This is a genomic window from Nitrosospira briensis C-128 (genome assembly GCF_000619905.2).
Taxonomy (GTDB): domain Bacteria; phylum Pseudomonadota; class Gammaproteobacteria; order Burkholderiales; family Nitrosomonadaceae; genus Nitrosospira; species Nitrosospira briensis.
In genome coordinates, this window is sequence record NZ_CP012371.1 from 347,729 (window position 1) to 361,679 (window position 13,951).

14 protein-coding genes and 1 pseudogene are annotated in these 13,951 nt (G+C 52.0%); 2 read left to right on the forward strand and 13 right to left on the reverse strand.

What is annotated here, in order from left to right:
* Positions 1–282: 282 nt before the first annotated feature.
* From F822_RS01595 to tmk, 7 genes and pseudogenes are all read right to left on the reverse strand, one after another.
* Positions 283–563 (reverse strand): annotated as a pseudogene (locus F822_RS01595) (ExeA family protein); the annotation flags it as partial.
* Positions 564–662: 99 nt separating this feature from the next.
* On the reverse strand, positions 663–1,406 hold the full coding sequence (locus F822_RS01600; protein ID WP_025039661.1) for an SDR family oxidoreductase: 744 nt from the start codon (positions 1,404–1,406) through the stop codon (positions 663–665).
* Positions 1,407–1,508: 102 nt separating this feature from the next.
* Positions 1,509–1,919: a VOC family protein gene (locus F822_RS01605; RefSeq protein ID WP_025039660.1), complete on the reverse strand. Its 411-nt coding sequence runs from the start codon at positions 1,917–1,919 to the stop codon at positions 1,509–1,511.
* A gap of 40 nt (positions 1,920–1,959) precedes the next feature.
* Complete coding sequence (locus F822_RS01610; RefSeq protein ID WP_025039659.1) at positions 1,960–2,613, reverse strand: ankyrin repeat domain-containing protein; 654 nt, start codon at positions 2,611–2,613, stop codon at positions 1,960–1,962.
* A 3-nt stretch (positions 2,614–2,616) separates the two neighbouring features.
* Positions 2,617–3,381 carry a TatD family hydrolase gene (locus F822_RS01615; protein ID WP_025039658.1) on the reverse strand — a complete coding sequence of 255 codons (765 nt, stop codon included), beginning with the start codon at positions 3,379–3,381 and terminating at the stop codon, positions 2,617–2,619.
* 167 nt (positions 3,382–3,548) lie between these two features.
* The gene (holB, locus tag F822_RS01620; RefSeq protein WP_025039657.1) at positions 3,549–4,682 is read right to left on the reverse strand and encodes a DNA polymerase III subunit delta'; all 1,134 of its coding nucleotides are present in this window, start codon (positions 4,680–4,682) and stop codon (positions 3,549–3,551) included.
* Positions 4,682–5,314, reverse strand: a complete 633-nt coding sequence (gene tmk, locus F822_RS01625) for a dTMP kinase (RefSeq protein WP_025039656.1) — start codon at positions 5,312–5,314, stop codon at positions 4,682–4,684. Before tmk ends, holB begins: the two co-directional genes overlap by 1 nt.
* Before the next feature lie 247 nt (positions 5,315–5,561).
* Here tmk and F822_RS01630 point away from each other — a divergent pair, with 247 nt between their 5' ends.
* Positions 5,562–6,302: a hypothetical protein gene (locus F822_RS01630; RefSeq protein WP_025039655.1), complete on the forward strand. Its 741-nt coding sequence runs from the start codon at positions 5,562–5,564 to the stop codon at positions 6,300–6,302.
* Between the two features lie 212 nt (positions 6,303–6,514).
* On the opposite strand, the gene msrA is transcribed toward F822_RS01630, so the two are convergent.
* The 3 genes from msrA to F822_RS01645 all read right to left on the reverse strand — a co-directional run bounded on the left by msrA (position 6,515) and on the right by F822_RS01645 (position 8,818).
* Complete coding sequence (gene msrA / locus F822_RS01635) at positions 6,515–7,228, reverse strand: peptide-methionine (S)-S-oxide reductase MsrA (RefSeq protein WP_231623543.1); 714 nt, start codon at positions 7,226–7,228, stop codon at positions 6,515–6,517.
* A 20-nt stretch (positions 7,229–7,248) separates the two neighbouring features.
* Complete coding sequence (gene msrB, locus F822_RS01640; RefSeq protein ID WP_025039653.1) at positions 7,249–7,773, reverse strand: peptide-methionine (R)-S-oxide reductase MsrB; 525 nt, start codon at positions 7,771–7,773, stop codon at positions 7,249–7,251.
* 112 nt (positions 7,774–7,885) lie between these two features.
* Entirely contained in the window at positions 7,886–8,818 is a 933-nt protein-coding gene (locus F822_RS01645) for an NAD-dependent epimerase/dehydratase family protein (protein WP_025039652.1), read from the reverse strand.
* 397 nt (positions 8,819–9,215) lie between these two features.
* Here F822_RS01645 and F822_RS01655 point away from each other — a divergent pair, with 397 nt between their 5' ends.
* Positions 9,216–10,346 (forward strand): TIGR03118 family protein, encoded by a 1,131-nt coding sequence (locus F822_RS01655; RefSeq protein WP_025039650.1) that lies wholly within the window; start codon positions 9,216–9,218, stop codon positions 10,344–10,346.
* Positions 10,347–10,977: 631 nt separating this feature from the next.
* Here the strand turns inward: F822_RS01655 and F822_RS01665 are convergent.
* From F822_RS01665 to F822_RS01670, 3 genes are all read right to left on the reverse strand, one after another.
* Positions 10,978–11,220: a CopG family ribbon-helix-helix protein gene (locus F822_RS01665; RefSeq protein ID WP_025039648.1), complete on the reverse strand. Its 243-nt coding sequence runs from the start codon at positions 11,218–11,220 to the stop codon at positions 10,978–10,980.
* A gap of 260 nt (positions 11,221–11,480) precedes the next feature.
* Complete coding sequence (locus tag F822_RS15585; RefSeq protein ID WP_197272868.1) at positions 11,481–11,645, reverse strand: hypothetical protein; 165 nt, start codon at positions 11,643–11,645, stop codon at positions 11,481–11,483.
* A 147-nt stretch (positions 11,646–11,792) separates the two neighbouring features.
* Positions 11,793–13,544 carry a hypothetical protein gene (locus tag F822_RS01670; RefSeq protein ID WP_156304319.1) on the reverse strand — a complete coding sequence of 584 codons (1,752 nt, stop codon included), beginning with the start codon at positions 13,542–13,544 and terminating at the stop codon, positions 11,793–11,795.
* Positions 13,545–13,951: the final 407 nt, after the last annotated feature.

The window sequence follows — 13,951 nt, forward strand, 5'->3', positions numbered from 1 at the left end:
AGGTATAACGGCCTATATTTGAAACAGCGTCAACAAGCATTCAACACAATTTTGAACTACAAATAACTGCGACTATCCATCCCCGCAAACCGGATTAACTGCAAATGACCTGCATTTATCCCCGCCACCTGCATTTGATTCTCGCGAACCAGAAATAAGTGCGACTGACTTAAAGTGCGACTGACTTAGTTCACTCATCGGCAGTTGGGTCTAGGAATTACCGGAATCGTCAATTCAGCTATGTCCACACTATCGGTATCAGACGTGCCCATCCGAAAACGCTTTAGGGCCGATGAGCGTGTGCCCATTCAAGTCATGCGCTTCATCAACGAACAGTGCCACCGGGCGTTTCCCCTTCTTCACCAACTCTCCTGCAACTCGCGCTCGCGTCGCTCGCCTTGCTTGGGAATCTGTACCAGCTTGTCCTGCGTCAAGTCATAGAAGAGTGCCGTAATCAGGGTCGCGAGCTTGATGCTATGCTTTTCCACCGATAGCGATTTGGCGACGGCCACGCGATTTTCATCCTTCAGAATCTGCTGTAGCCGGCGCAAGGTGACAGTTTCAAATGCAGGCTGTTACACCTAAGAGAGGGTGTGCAAAAGCTGGGATTGACTTGCCGTTATATTCATTAGCCTGGCGCACTGATAAGCTTGTCATGGAGATCATGCAGCTCCGCCGCTGGCGCTGATATTCTGCCCCGTAACCCAGCCCGCTTCTTCGCTGACCAGAAAGAGTACCAAGCGCGCAATGTCTTCCGGTTCACCGATGCGACCCTGGAAGGACATTGCGGCCATCCGTTCGATCATTTCCTTATTTTTTCCCGAAATAAACATTTCGGTATTGACCGGCCCCGGTGAAACGATATTGGCCGTAACGCCCCGTTCTCCCATTTCCTTTGCAAAGACGCGCGTCAATTGCTCGACAGCGCCCTTGCTTGCCGCATATGCACCGTAGTTCGGCAGCATAAGCCGGGTAACAGTGCTGGATAGGCTGACCACGCGCCCGCCATCCTCGATTCGCCTAGCAGCCTCCCGCAGGGCATAAAAAACGCCTTTTATGTTAATGTTCAGGACACGGTCAAACTCTTCATCGCTGATGTCGGCAATTTGCCTGGATAGAAGCACACCCGCATTATTGACGAGAATGTCAAGGCGTTTGAAGCGTTCGATTGTGGTATCAAACAACATTCGAACCTGAGCCGGATCGCTGACATCCGCTTTGACCGCCAGCGATTCGCCGCCTGCTTGCGCTATCGCGACGCATACCGCTTCGGCGGCACTCGGGTTCGCGGCAAAATTAACCACGACCTTTGCGCCCGCACCAGCCAGCGTGCGGGCAATTTCCGCGCCGATGCCCCGCGACGAGCCGGTAATAATGGCAACTTTATCCTGAAGCGGTTTTTTCACTACTGTGTTTCCGGGTGAATGCCAAATACGGCGATGTTCCACGCGTGGTGCTTGTTTTCGCTGCCTCTGCTATCTGTTGTCGCTTGTAACGGCGTCATCAAGTTAACGACTAATTCCGTCAGGCTGGACTTGGCCTTCGGCAAAGCTCAATTCTATTCCGTTCCCTGCCGGATCCTTGAAAAATAGCTGGGCGATGCCAAGAGAAGGTACCTTGCCTCCCCGGAATTCGACATTGTGCTGTTTCAGGCACGCCTCCATTTCCGGGCGATCGGTACAGGTAAACGCCACGTGATCAAAAGTGGTGGCGATATGCGTAAGGCGCACTTCATCCGGGCGTGCCTGGCTCAAGTGGAGGACACATTGATCGCCTGCGTAAAGCCAATACCCAAAGCTCTCAAAAGGTGGACGCTGGCCTTGCGTGAGTCCCACTATTTCGCAATAGAAATCCTTGAGCTCGTCTATCAGCTCGCGCGGACCGCGCAAATTATAATGATTGAATCCAATCGTGCTCATGTCGCTCCTGACAGTTACCGGTTTACCTGGAAGGATTCCGTTATTCCGTCGCTCCGCTGGTTTTCAACAATTCAGCGACTTTCTGATGATCTTTGCTCAAAGCCCAGTCCAATGCCGTTTTTCCCGACTCGTTCCTGATATTGGGATCGGCGCCGTTTTCCAGGAGCACCTTTGCGGTATCCACATGATTGCCTCTGGCCGCCATCATTAATGGGGTTGATCCGTTGTCGGATATCGAATTAGCTTTCGCGCCGCCTTCCAATAATAATTGGACGATTTTCGCGTGACCAGCGATTGCGGCATAAAGCAGCGGATTCCACCCCTTATGGTTGATTTCCGCACCCTTGACATATAGTTTCTCGACGACATTCCCAAGCCCGTTATAGCTGGCGAGCATAATGGCGGTTTCGCCATATTTATTGCGCAAGTTGAGCTTTGCGCCAGCCTTTATCAGCAGATCAACGAGTTCGGCATTTTTGTTGCGTACCGCAACCATCAAAAGCGTGTTTCCCTGCGCATCGGGCGTGTTAGGGTCGGCACCCTTGGCAAGCAACTTCGCCATGTCTGTGGTGTTGTTGTCTTCAGCCGCCCAACGTAGATCCTCATAGGCGCCCGCCTTGGCAACCGGCTGCTGCCACAAGCTGACTGCAAGCATCAGACCAGCAGCGAAAAAAAAATTTCCTGGTAAGCTCATCTTTCAGGCCGCCTTGAATAAGTTGAAAAAATTTTCGGTCGTAGCTGTGCCCACTTCGTCGATGCTGATACCGCGCAATGCGGCTATTTCCCCCGCCACATGCCGCACAAAGGCAGGCTGATTCATTTTGCCGCGATGCGGCACCGGCGCAAGATATGGCGAATCTGTTTCTATGAGCATTCTCTCCAGTTTGATTCTCTTCGCCACATCCTTTAAAGCAACGGCATTCTTGAAAGTGACAATCCCGGAAAAAGAAATATAAAAATTCATTTCCATCGCCTGCTGGGCCACTTCCCAGCTTTCCGTGAAGCAATGCATCACCCCGCCGACACTATCCGCGCCCTCCTCCGCCATGATACGCAACGTATCGGCAGCAGCCTCGCGCGTGTGAATGATGAGCGGTTTACCGCACTGCCTGGCAGCACGGATATGCTGGCGGAAGCGTTCCCGCTGCCATTCCAGATCGCCCTTCAGGCGAAAGTAATCCAGCCCCGTCTCGCCGATGGCGACGATGCGGGGATGTTCGGCCAGGGATGCCAGTTGCGCTGCTTGTGGCTCGGCCAGATTTTCATAATCAGGATGAACACCCACTGAAGCAAACAGGTTCGGATGGGCTTCCGCCAACGCAAGCACTCGAGGAAAGTCTTCCAGGTTAACGCTTACGCAGAGCGCATGGCTAACATCGTTCGCCCGCATTTTCTCCAGCAACTCGTTGAGGTTGCTCGACAGATCAGGAAAATCCAGGTGGCAATGAGAATCAACAAACATGACTATGGAACCTCTGAACAAGTACTTCCCGTGGACTATCGGCGGTAGCTGGCCGCAAACCCGGGGTGATTGCAAGCGTACGACGAAAGGGATAGCTTAGTCTAGGATGCCGAGGAGTGCAACGCACTGGGCGTGGATATTGCCCCAGTCCAAGTCAAGTAGGCTGCTTATGCTTCCACTTGAGATGATGGTGATGCCGCTGATAGCGCAATGACATAGGAAAACAGCAACTCTTCCAGGAATAATCGAGTATTGAGGGGATGGTTTGCCAGCAGTTGCGCGTCGGCCAGGGTCCGCGAGTACGTTGCCAGTGAACGCGGCTCGATCCCTGGCGCCAGCAATTTTATGGCGGCCAGCCTATCCAGATGATAGCGAACCTTGCCGGTTGTGCGAAAACTCATCAAGTCGTAGCACCATTTCTGCATCCAGTTGACCACCGTGGGCAAGTCTGATTTTTGCAACTCTTCTGCCAGCGCAATCGGGCTGATATCCGTGGGCATACTGATCTGTCCGATAAAGTTGCTATGCCGCTTCAGATAATCGTCATCGTTGAATTCCAGTGCCAACAAAGGCGCATATCCAGCGGAAGCCAGACATGCTTCCGGATCTTTGATCCCCTGCTGTTGAAGCCAGGCAATGGCGGTTGCCGGATCAGGCACGGGCATTGCAACTTGCAGGCACCGGCTGCGTATGGTCGGCAGCAAATACTGCGCATGATGGGTAACGAGGATGAAAAGTGTTTGGGGCGGCGGTTCTTCCAGGTTCTTCAGTAGCGCATTGGCAGCGGCTGCATTCATGGTTTCCGCCGGATGGAGCAAGATGATCTTGTAACCGTTCTGATGGCTGGATATATTGATGAAATCGGCCAGATCCCGTATTTGCGTGACACTGATCTGTTTGCTTGGTTTTTTCCTGGATTTCGCGCCGCTGGCCTCTGTCGTGGCGCCCGAGGCGGACCCAGGCGTGGAGCCCGGTCCGATATCGCTTCCATCGTCCCCGTTATCATCGGGCGATCCTGCCATCGGGGATGGCGCCGATATGGCTTCCGGCTCGATCAGGCGATAATCCGGATGACTGCCTTGTTCAAACCAGCGGCAACTTGCACAGGTTTGACATGCCTCGCCTTCAGCAGATGGATGCTCGCAAAGTCTGGATTTGGCCAGGTAACGGCCGAATGCAAGTTTGCCCAAGCCCTTTCTGCCCCTCAGCAGCAAGGCATGGGCTGATGCCCTCCTGCTTCCTTGAACATCCTGGGCCAATCTCCGCCAGGCTTCTTTTTGCCATGAATAGATATTATTCATTAACAGAAGGATAGAATGATTTTTTCAACTGATTTCTTAACTTCCTCAAGAGGCTGGTTTGCATCTATCACAGAAATACGTCGCGGAAACCGGCGGGCCCTCTCCAGGTATGCATTTCGCACTCGCCGGAAAAACTCATCCTGTTCCGCTTCGAACCGATCGGCCGGCTTGATGGCATCTATTCGTTGCCTGCCTAATTCGACTGTTACGTCGAAATAAAGCGTGAGATCAGGTTGAAATTCCCCTTGCACCCAATGCTCGAGCTTATCGAGTTTCTCCGTTGGCAGACCCCTGCCACCGCCCTGATAGGCGAAGCTGGCATCGGTGAACCGGTCTGAAATCACCCAATCGCCGCGATCCAGGGCTGGGAAGATAACCTTGTCCAGGTGCTCCCGCCGTGCTGCGAACATTAGCAGAGCTTCGGTTTCCGCATGCATGGCCTGGTCGCTGGCAAGCAGAAGCTCGCGCAACCCTTCGCCCAAACGAGTGCCACCCGGCTCGCGTGTCACGATTACGCTTTTCCCCCTGCTACGCAAAAGGCTCGCAAGCCAGCCTAGGTGGGTACTCTTGCCTGCACCGTCTATGCCTTCCAGGGTAATGAATTTACTCTTGGATAATTTGGAAACTGTCATTCTCGGGATTGCTGGTCAGGCGGATGGCCGGTGTATTAGAAGACTACTTTCCATTTTTTTTCCCGTATTGTTCCTCTCCGCGCAGTTTAACTTATACTCGCAAACAGCAGTAGCCTTGTCTGATATCCTGATTTTACCGAGCTCAAAGCCGACCCCTAAGCTAAACGATAAGCACCAGAAATTGGAGTCGAGCGTTAAACAGGTATACCATCATATTCGACGAAACAACATACTCAGGAGCTCATCCATGACATCGCATATGAGGCGCTTATGGACGCGATACGCGGCCATGATTGCTCTGGCGTTGGGACTATCCTTACCGAATGCTTTCGCAGAACAGGCAGAGCAGGAGCTGTCGGCAAATGATGTGTCCGAAGACGCTTCGCGTCCTATCGGAGAACCGCTCACCGATTTCGAGAAACTGGAGCTGTACCACCGGCGCTACAGCAATGCTGCCAATGGTATGGCCCAGTTGCTCAAGCAGTTGAATCAAAAAATCCAGGAGGTCTCGCTGGCAGTAAAAACTGTCGAAGCAAAAGATAATTCCCATAACCGGCGCCTGCTGGAAACAAAACTACGGCAATTGGAAAGCACGCGGAGCTCCTACAGCATTCAATATTCGCAGTTGCACTCCCAGATGCAGAATGAGTATCGCAGCTATATGGCCATAAGTGCCAATCTCAAAGCCAGGCATGATACCGCCGATATTTCGAAGAATCCGCTGGATACAGCCGAAGGCCGTAAAGATGCAAAGACGCAGCCTGCAAAGGTAAGGACCTCGAAGGTGAAAGACCAGAAGGGAACAAAGGTAAAAACCAGAGAATCCGGGATGCAATATCTGGAGGCCGACGATAATACGGCTAAAGATCCCCGAATCATGGATATGGATACCACTGAGCTCAGGGAAAGGCGTGACGGGAGCGGTCGTTCGAATCCGGGCTTGACTCCAAGCCCAGCATCGGGCCCAGCCTTGAACGCTGTGCACTAAGAGACATCTTGCGCAACCCCTTGTAGAAACTCACACCTGATCCCACGAAAGCAGGGTAGGAAAATAAGGGGAGAATTGCCCGTTATTCGAGAGGTCTGGGAGGTAAAAGGTTGCAGGCTGCAACCGAGTCTCAAAGTGAGTCAAAGTATAGAGCTACAATAAACGTAGCGCATTGCTACGCGTGAGCATACCCTCGATCCCCGCCTCCCCGGCTATTTGCGAATACCCCATACCTGGGCTAGACGCGCATCGCGACCACAGCTGCTGCGGTAATAGGAATAGCGGAGGGGATTTTTGATGTAATAATCCTGATGGTATTCCTCCGCTGGGTAAAACTTCGTGGCGGGTAAAATCTCGGTCACGATAGACTGTGTAAAACGACCTGAGGCTTCGAGCTCGGCTTTGGATGCCTCGGCCTGCCGCTTTTGATCGGCATCATAATAAAAGATTGCACTGCGATATTGTGAGCCTTCATCACAGAATTGACCGTTGGAAGTGAGGGGATCGATCGTCGGCCAGAATGCTGCCAGCAGCTTGGCGAAATTGGTCTTTTCCGGATCGAAGCGCACCTGCACTGCTTCAATGTGACCGGTTTTTCCTGAAGATACCTGTTTATAAGTTGGATTGGCCACCTTGCCGCCGATATAACCGGATGTGGTGGATATGACGCCGGGCATCTTGTCGAAATCCGCTTCCGTACACCAGAAGCAACCGCCAGCGAAAATGGCGATGTCCGTAACGGAAGACCCGGCGGACGAGTTGGCATGTTGACTCGCTGAGGGACCGGCAGCCGAGGCATTGATGTGTGCGCCCGGCGGTTCGCATGCGGCTAGCATAACCAGAATCATGCCCATCATCACGGTATCGAACATCCGGCGGAAAAGATGGGCGTGAGGCATGGCGTAAAATATAAATGGCTTGAACATAGTCCGGGGCTGGGGGTTAATCAACCTCTGAGGGCCGGCAGCTGTTCACCTTTCAGCACGAATCGGAGGGCCAGGCCATTGTTACACCAGCGCTCTCCCCTGGGAAGGGGGCCATCGTTAAATACATGACCTTGGTGACCTCCGCAGCGCGCGCAATGGTATTCCGTGCGCGGCAGAATCATCTTGAAATCGCGCCTTGTTTCCATATGTCCTGCGATGGGCTGGGTGAAACTGGGCCATCCCGTGCCGCTTTCAAATTTATTCGCGCTATCGAACATCGGCAGATAGCACGCGGCGCAAATAAAAGTGCCTTCCCGGTCTTCACGATTCAGTGCGCTACTGCCCGGAGGCTCCGTATCTTCTTCAAACAATACCTTATAAGCGGCGGGCGAAACCAGGCCTCGCCAATCTTCATGCGGTTTGTTCAGGGGTTTTACCGTTATCGCAGTTGGCGTATTTACCGCTGTTTTGCTGCTTGAGCATGCCGAAATCAACGGCAACCCCGCCAGCGTGGCGAGACTTTGCAGTACGGCGCGTCGATTCATGGGATCCTCCTTCGGTTATTACAAACTTTGACCGTGTACGCGCGGTTATGGTTCTTCAGGGCCTGAACAAGCTCCCTCGATATTTTCCGAATGGAATGATTGAGAAAATCCGTTATTTTTCGATGGCGGCGAGGATGGCATCCCTGCTGCTATATCGCGGGCACCATCCCGTGGCTTTCAGTTTTGCATTACTCAAGGTCGCATCCACCAAAGCCGACCGGATCCAGGATGGGTGTATGGGCGAACCGAGATATTGCCAGCGAATGAATGTTATCAGGTGCGCCAGCCATAATGGGACGAGTATGGGCTTCGCATCGATAATTTTATAGACCTCACTGAGCCGGATGTCGCCATCTGGAACAGCGTTAAAGGCGCCAGGCATTTCGGTGCGCACTGCCTGCCCAAAAGCTTCAGCCACATCCTCTTCATGCACAAATTGCGCGCGTGGATCCCGGCCTGGGAAATTTGCTGCATTCTCGCGAAACCCCGCCACAGTCACGCGATTGCGCGGACCAATGATGTAGCTGAGGCGGAGCAAGGTCAACACGATCCCGGACGGTTCCACAATCTCTGTCAGTATCTTTTCCGCGATCGCCTTATTGTTCCAGTAGTACATGGAGGAATCGCCTTTTCCGGTAGGAAATTCTTCCTTTACGTTATCTGTTCCTTGCACCAGGGTGGGGTCGTACGCCGAGATACTGCTGGCATAGATAAACTTTTGAGCACGGCTTTCGATCGCCGCCTGAGCCAAATTCCGCGTGCCTCTCAAATTGATGTCATCGCGAACTGCCGCGGGCATCCTGGATGTCCACTGCACAAGGAATGCAGTGTGTACAACGACCTCATGCCCGGCCATTACGCTCGCCAGTTCAGGTGAACGGATATCCATCTTGACGAGATTGACTTTAGCCGACAGGGGCGTTGGCGGCAATGTATTGTTAATAAGACCGGTTATACGCTCGACCTCTGGCATAGCGGCCAGATGAGCAACGAGCACATTTCCGAGATAACCGCCGGCTCCGGTGACAAAGACTTTCAAGCCCATGGAGGAGGCGTTCGGACAATAGTTCTGATGCCTGGAATAGGCTTTCGCACCTCGAGGGCCAGACGAAGGCTATATATCAATTTCCGCTTTCCAGCGAGAACTCCACGGAAGCCGCCGAAATTGCCTTTCGCAAAGTGATCGGATTGAAATTTCACAAAACTTTTATAGTAAAACAATAATTTCATCACACGGGCTGTGTTAAATGAGAACCACGCCTCTCATCCCGGAAAAGGCTGCACCCAACGGTCATGGATAATTTAACGCAATATCGATTCTACAGGTCGTAAGCTTTTATTTTCAAGAGAAAAAAGTAAGGGACAGAACGGGATAGAGAAGAATAGAGAGGGAACAAACTAGCGTAGCATCGAGTTCTTATAATTATCTTAGGGGAAATATCATGCGACAAGTTCGATCCTTTTTGCCTTCACTCGCAGCAGGGATAGTGGTATCTCTGCTCTCTATCCCTGCCTGGGCTGTTCCATTCACGGCGACCGGTCTTGTGACCGACGACCAGGCGGCGAATCCCGCACAACTTACCGATCCCGGCCTCCAGAATGCATGGGGGATGTCATACGCGCCAACCGGTCCGTTCTGGGTCTCCGCAAATGGTACTGGAACAGTGCCTTTATATAGCGTGAACCCGGCAACACAGGCCACCGCCAAGCAAGCGCTGACCATTTCGATCCCTGGCGGCGGCGTTACCGGGCAAGTATTCAACAGCACCGCATCATTCAATGGCAATCGCTTTTTGTTCGTCACTGAAAACGGTAGCGTTTCCGGTTGGCGCCCGGCGCTGGGTACAACAGGATTGGTAAATGCCGACACCATCGCCCCGGCCTCAACGAATAATGTTTACAAGGGCGCAGCCATCGGCAGCGTTTCGGGACAGGATTACCTGTACGCAGCCAACTTCAGAGCCGGCACCATTGATGTCTACAAGGGCACCACCTCGGCCCCAGCGTTGACAGGTTCATTCACGGACCCGAGCCTTCCCGCGGGATATGCTCCTTTCAATGTTCAGAATCTCAATGGCTCGCTCTATGTCACCTATGCCTTGCAGGATGCAACCAAGAAGGATGATGTCGCAGGTTTGGGATTCGGTTTTGTCGACAAATATAACCTGAACGGCGACTTCGCGGGACGCGTTGCGTCGGGTGGAACATTAAACGCGCCTTGGGGGGTAGCTACCGCGCCATCTTCGTTCGGCCCGATGGCGGGCGACCTGCTGGTGGGTAATTTCGGCGACGGGCACATAAATATTTACGACCCGAATACTCATGCGTTTCTTGGACAAGTGCTCGATGCCAGCAATAAACCGCTGGCGGTCGATGGATTATGGGCACTTTCCCCTGGAAACGATACGTTGGCCGGGAGCAGCCACCTGTTGTATTTCACCGCCGGGCCCAATGACGAAGCCCACGGGTTATTTGGCGTTCTGACACCGGTTCCGGAGCCATCAACCTATGCAATGATGCTCGTTGGGCTTGGGGTATTGGGTCTGCTGATCCGACGCCGCGCTTTGATTTAGGAAGGGAAGAGAAAGATCCCGGGTTTTTATCGGCTGATCGACATAAATCGGCATGCCCCGGTCTGATTTCGCTGATTGGGATATGCCGCAAAAATGCTTGACTTTATTTCTGGGAGTTTTATCATGTAGTCGTTGGATAAGTGATCCCTCCTTTGTAAGTGGAAACTCTAAACCCGAACCCGGCCCGTCCGTCTTCGGGTTTTTTTATGACCGCTAAATTCCCCCGGATTTAAATTCTTACAATAGAAGCGCAGATAGCATGCAGGGGTTTTACACGCGACAGCATCCGGGGTGGGAGAAAACAACGCCGACAGTGCCACTGATCCGTGAAGCAGATAGGTTGGCACTATGTCATCATCGATCTTCCGAGCGTGCCAAAGGCGAAGGATATCAATAATGCTGTCCACAACTTCATAACGTACTTCGTTATCCCCCACAATTACTTGACGTACATCACGGGGTGCAAATTCGTCGAGCGGCACTCCAATCTACGGATAAACAAGAAGCTGCTGCGCGCCTGCTACCAGTTGCTTCACCACTTTGACGCAACCTTAGAATTTGCTGGAGCGAGAAAGGCGTGAAGGCGAACAAGATCGCGCTCAGCACTAACCGTCCATTTAAGCGTCATGAATTAAGCCGGCTTGTCGAGGCTCGTAGCCCAAGCATCAATCGAAGCATGATCCACCAAGCGTCCGGCATCGACATCCGCCATTCCTTCCAAGGTAAGCTGGTGGCGTTTTGCTTCAAGGGCAACCCAAGAGGTCAACGCTTGTTTTACGATCCAGCCCTTGGGACGATCAAGTCGAGCAGAGAGTTGATCAATTTGTTCGGCAAGTTCATTAGGAATGTGAGCGGTGACGACACGTGTATTCATATTTAATCCTATTGAAACAATATCAATCAATACTAATCATTCAGATTGAGATTGCCCAGTCCCAACATGGATATGAAATAATATTTCGGCCACTTTAAAATACATTAATGAATGATAACGTCCTTATCATCCATTAAGGGAATGAAAAAAAATGACCTAATGAGGTAGTGAATCTGTTTGGAACTTAAATGACGATTGGTTCAGATGACTTTTTGCGGGATGTCGTTAGCCCTGGCAGTCCGGATATTATAGTTGTTCCGTTATTTATCGCGCCTGAGCACCAGCCCTGCTATTTCCAGGGCGAGACCAAGCGTGAAAAGAATGGCGCCGATCCAGATGTTTTCCGGCGCCAGGAACATCAGCATGCCGCCCACGATAAGCAGCAAAATAGATAAAACTCGTTTAGTGCGACGACTTCTGGACATGATTTAGAAACTCATTGCGGACAAGATGATATATCACTATAGACCGCAGGCGAGAAAATGCCATCATTCCAACGAATGCTGGAATCCAGGCGGATGCAACAAGCATGCGTTTCCACGGTTTCGTACAGCAAGTCCGAAGCCTGGGCGTCATCCTCCGCTGACTGCACCTTGCCTGGCCTCCGCCTCCAACCCCAGCTCAAAGCCCAGCGAATCATCAAGGGATAAAAGCTGCTCAATAACCTGATCAATTTGGGGAGTTATTGCCGCCGGAACGATGTTTTGCACCAGCGATGCCTTAAGTGCTTCCTGTAAGCGTAACGGTTTTTCTGCCAGCAAACAGTGCAAATCTGTCGGCAACCCCTGGCGAAAAAGAGCGTAGGGTACCGCGGGTAGCAGCATGTGTTGAAATGACCATTGTGCATCCAGCCGCAAATAATTGAGCTGCTTAGGTGAAATACCCGTTTTGCCGCCCAGGAAATGCAAATCCTCCTTCGTTAATTCGTGAATTGGCACGCTTTCAACCAGCGGTTGCAGCTCGGCAAGATATCGCTCGTACTCGGACGGCCCGCGAAATTTTTCCAGTTCAACCTCAATATCGATAGTTTGTTGTGGCGAAACGTTAAATATAATACCCGACACAGCGATTTCGCCCCCCTTCCCCGCTGGTTCGAACGCGCGGATGACCAGATCGGCCCGCGCTTTTTCCGGGCGCCGCAACTGGCCGGTGGTATAGGCAATCTCATAGAACCCTTGAGTATCGGCCACCGCCTGTCCAAGTAACGTCTCTGTCCGCATATCCCGGTCGAATGCCTGCACGATGACATCCGGCAAAGGGAAGCCATCCGTCTGTCGAACGGCGCCTCGGACAATACGCAGCTCTCCCCCGGCTTTCGGCACCGTAACCAGAATTTCCACCGACTGGTTCCCAGGTAGAAGGTTTTCGATAAAGGTATCGGTATCGAGCGCTTGATCATCCTGATATACGCGGAACAGAACCTCGACAGTATGTCCTGTGCCAAAAAAAGATTCATCAACCGGGATAAGCGTCATGCCTTCGGCATCTGTCGTACCTGAGCGAATCAGTTGCTGGCCGTTAATCTGGAATACGGCGTCAACCTGTATCCTGGGCAAAGAAGCATCCGTCGCATGGTTTTTAATCGTTATTGTCAACGCATAGGTTTCAGGTTCGAAGTGGTGGACCGTGATGTCGAGGAATTCCTGAATAGCCGCTGAGGTTTTTCTGCCTTCCGCAACGATATTTCCTTGCGGATCAAAAACGTGAACCAGTAGATTGGGTCCCTTTCTACCGTCTGACTGCCAGGCAAAATCGATGCGATAATTTCCATTAGTCTGAAGCGCAACCGTATTTCCACGTGGGACAAGATTTGTTGGCGCCAGCGCATCGAAAGCGCGCACGGTAAAGCCGACAGTGCTGATCGGGGTGCCGTCTGGCTGGCTGACCTGGCCGCAAACTGTATGAATAGATGGTTGCGGGATGTCCGGTGCAGTAATAACGGTAGCAATGGTTTCGAGCCGTTTTCTCAGATCCTCGGCTTGATCGGGTGGGAGATTTTCAATAGTAAAACCACGTTCCCAAAAAATTTCCGCAAAAGCGTTTTGTCTACGCCCGATGGGCATCACCAGCCCAAACAGGGTACGCAATTCACCATTGGCGATGAGCAGGCGAATGGTGCTGTCTGTGGCGATATAACTCGAATACCCAAGGTTTGTCAGCGCTTTTTTTAATATCTCCACATCGTTTTTATTCAATTTGTCGAGTAATACGCCATGCGCAAGGATATGCGGCCGCAAACTGCCGATACCTTGAATGATGCCCAGCAGCTTCGTGAGGATAGCCAGTTTCCTGTCCGGCTGGATAAATTGAATGGTAGCCCGCATGTTGGATTTTTCCCGGATAAAAAATGAGTGCCTTATATAAGCATGGCTTCGCTTTGACAAGTCGATAAGGCTGCGCTCCATGTTCGGCCGGCTGATCTTTTCAGGCCGGCCTGGACAGTTCGGAAAGAAGCTCCAGCTCATCGGAAACCTGGACCGGCCTTTGGCAGCTTATCGAAGCGTAAATATGCTCAGTCATGCTACCTTATCTATAGCGGCTCAGGTAATGGCATGACTGTCGCCTCATCACAAACCAGTTGCCCGGCATAACGCAGACATATATTTATTTACTATTCGAATGGGTGTGGCGATTGAGGCATCCGTTTTAAACATAGCTGACGAGAATGAGAAATCAAGAATAAATCGCTTTCCGCTGCCCAATCCCGCTTTTCGTACCCGGCCCTTCCGCT